The sequence below is a fragment of the Streptomyces sp. NPDC059564 genome, assembly GCF_042735575.1.
Lineage (GTDB): Bacteria > Actinomycetota > Actinomycetes > Streptomycetales > Streptomycetaceae > Streptomyces.
In genome coordinates, this window is record NZ_JBHWBP010000684.1 from 1 (window position 1) to 1399 (window position 1399).

Consider the following 1399-nt stretch of genomic DNA (forward strand, 5'->3'; position numbering starts at 1 on the left):
CTCCAGTAGAGGATCCGGCCCCGGGGGCGGCTCCACCGGACCGGGGAGATCAGGGTGCGCTCGGCCATGCCCGCCCTGCAGCTCGCGGGGCTGTGCCACGCCTTCTACGGGACGGACGGGTTCGCCCTCGCGCCGCTGCCGCTCGGGGACCGGTCCCGGCTGGTGGAGGTGATCGGCGCCGAGGCCGAATCGATCGTCTACTTCTACGCGAGCTGTGACCGCGCGGCGTCGTACCCCTCTCTGGCCGAGGACGAGCCCGCCTTCCGCGACCGGTTCACCGGCCGCGGGTTCGTTCCCGCGCTCGGGCAGCGCCGGGACTTCGCGGAGCTGACCGCGGCCAATGAGCTGGACATCGCGCGCGTCGACGGTGCCTTCCGCGCGGCGGCCGGAGCGGGGCTGTTGTCGCTGTTCACCCGGCTCCGGCCGCTGCTGAGCCCGGCGGCATGGCAGGACTGCGTGACCACGCTGGCCGCCTGACGTGCGCGGCCATCCGCCGTTCAGGTGATGCGCGGTGGCTGCGTGGCCTCGCGGAGGACCGCGATGGCGTTCAGGGTTCCTCCGGTGCGGCCGGCGAGCAGGCCGCGCGGCGTGTGGACGCGCCACAGGCTGCCCGCGTCGGGCTCGGCCCTGCCGAGGTGGAAGGGGCGGGTGATGTCGGTGATGTCCTGGATGACGACCGCGCCGTCGCACCGCCTGGCGCTGTACCTGCGGCCCATGCACTTGAAGACCCAGGGGTGGGAAGTGATCTCGCCGAGTCCCAGGGCATGCGTGTCCTGTTCGGGCTTGGCGCCGGGAACCAGACCCAGCATTACGCCTCCATTACGCAGTGTGTCTGACTTCTATCCCATAGTAGCCACAACGGAATGCCCGCCACCGCCGACGGGTGCGATCCGGTCACCGTTCGCGTCCGGACGCCCCGTGGCGCCCCCGCGGTTACGATGGCCACGGGCTCCGACCGGCGCCCGTCGGGCCTCAGCAGGGAGGCGTGTTCATGGCGCGGGAACAGATCTCCGGTATCGATCCCACGGCGGTCCCGAGCGGGGACGGATGCGTGGAATGCCTGGCCGGCCAGGGGCCAGGATGGTGGTTCCACCTGCGGCGCTGCGCCGAATGCGGGCACATCGGGTGCTGCGACTCCTCCCCCTCCCAGCACGGCACGAAGCACGCCCGCGAGGCCGGGCACCCCTTCCTGACCAGCTTCGAGCCCGGCGAGAGCTGGTTCTGGAACATCGAGACCGAGGAGTACTACGACGGGCCCGAGCTGCTCCCGCCCCAGGCCCACCCGGCCTCCCAGCCGACCCCGGGCCCTCGGGGCAAGGTGCCCGAGGGGTGGGAGCGGGACCTGCGCTGACCGGGGCCGCGGTCAGCCGGGCGGACGCTTGCGCGGGTCGGTGATCCT

At 72.5% G+C, this 1399-nt stretch carries 3 protein-coding genes; 2 read left to right on the forward strand and 1 reads right to left on the reverse strand.

Translation table 11 applies throughout. From position 1 onward, the window contains the following. Positions 1-66: 66 nt before the first annotated feature. Positions 67-477: a DUF6817 domain-containing protein gene (locus tag ACFV0Q_RS41615; protein WP_385013317.1), complete on the forward strand. Its 411-nt coding sequence runs from the start codon at positions 67-69 to the stop codon at positions 475-477. 20 nt (positions 478-497) lie between these two features. On the opposite strand, the gene ACFV0Q_RS41620 is transcribed toward ACFV0Q_RS41615, so the two are convergent. Beyond that, positions 498-809 carry a hypothetical protein gene (locus ACFV0Q_RS41620; protein ID WP_385013319.1) on the reverse strand — a complete coding sequence of 104 codons (312 nt, stop codon included), beginning with the start codon at positions 807-809 and terminating at the stop codon, positions 498-500. A gap of 182 nt (positions 810-991) precedes the next feature. Here ACFV0Q_RS41620 and ACFV0Q_RS41625 point away from each other — a divergent pair, with 182 nt between their 5' ends. Continuing rightward, positions 992-1351 (forward strand): UBP-type zinc finger domain-containing protein, encoded by a 360-nt coding sequence (locus tag ACFV0Q_RS41625; protein ID WP_385013321.1) that lies wholly within the window; start codon positions 992-994, stop codon positions 1349-1351. The last annotated feature ends 48 nt before the right edge of the window (positions 1352-1399 follow it).

Bases quoted from the DNA above. Each gene is read 5' to 3' on its own strand.
- ACFV0Q_RS41615 (WP_385013317.1), top strand. From the start codon at position 67: ATGCCCGCCCTGCAGCTCGCGGGGCTGTGCCACGCCTTCTACGGGACG.
- ACFV0Q_RS41620 (WP_385013319.1), bottom strand. From the start codon at position 809: ATGCTGGGTCTGGTTCCCGGCGCCAAGCCCGAACAGGACACGCATGCC.
- ACFV0Q_RS41625 (WP_385013321.1), top strand. From the start codon at position 992: ATGGCGCGGGAACAGATCTCCGGTATCGATCCCACGGCGGTCCCGAGC.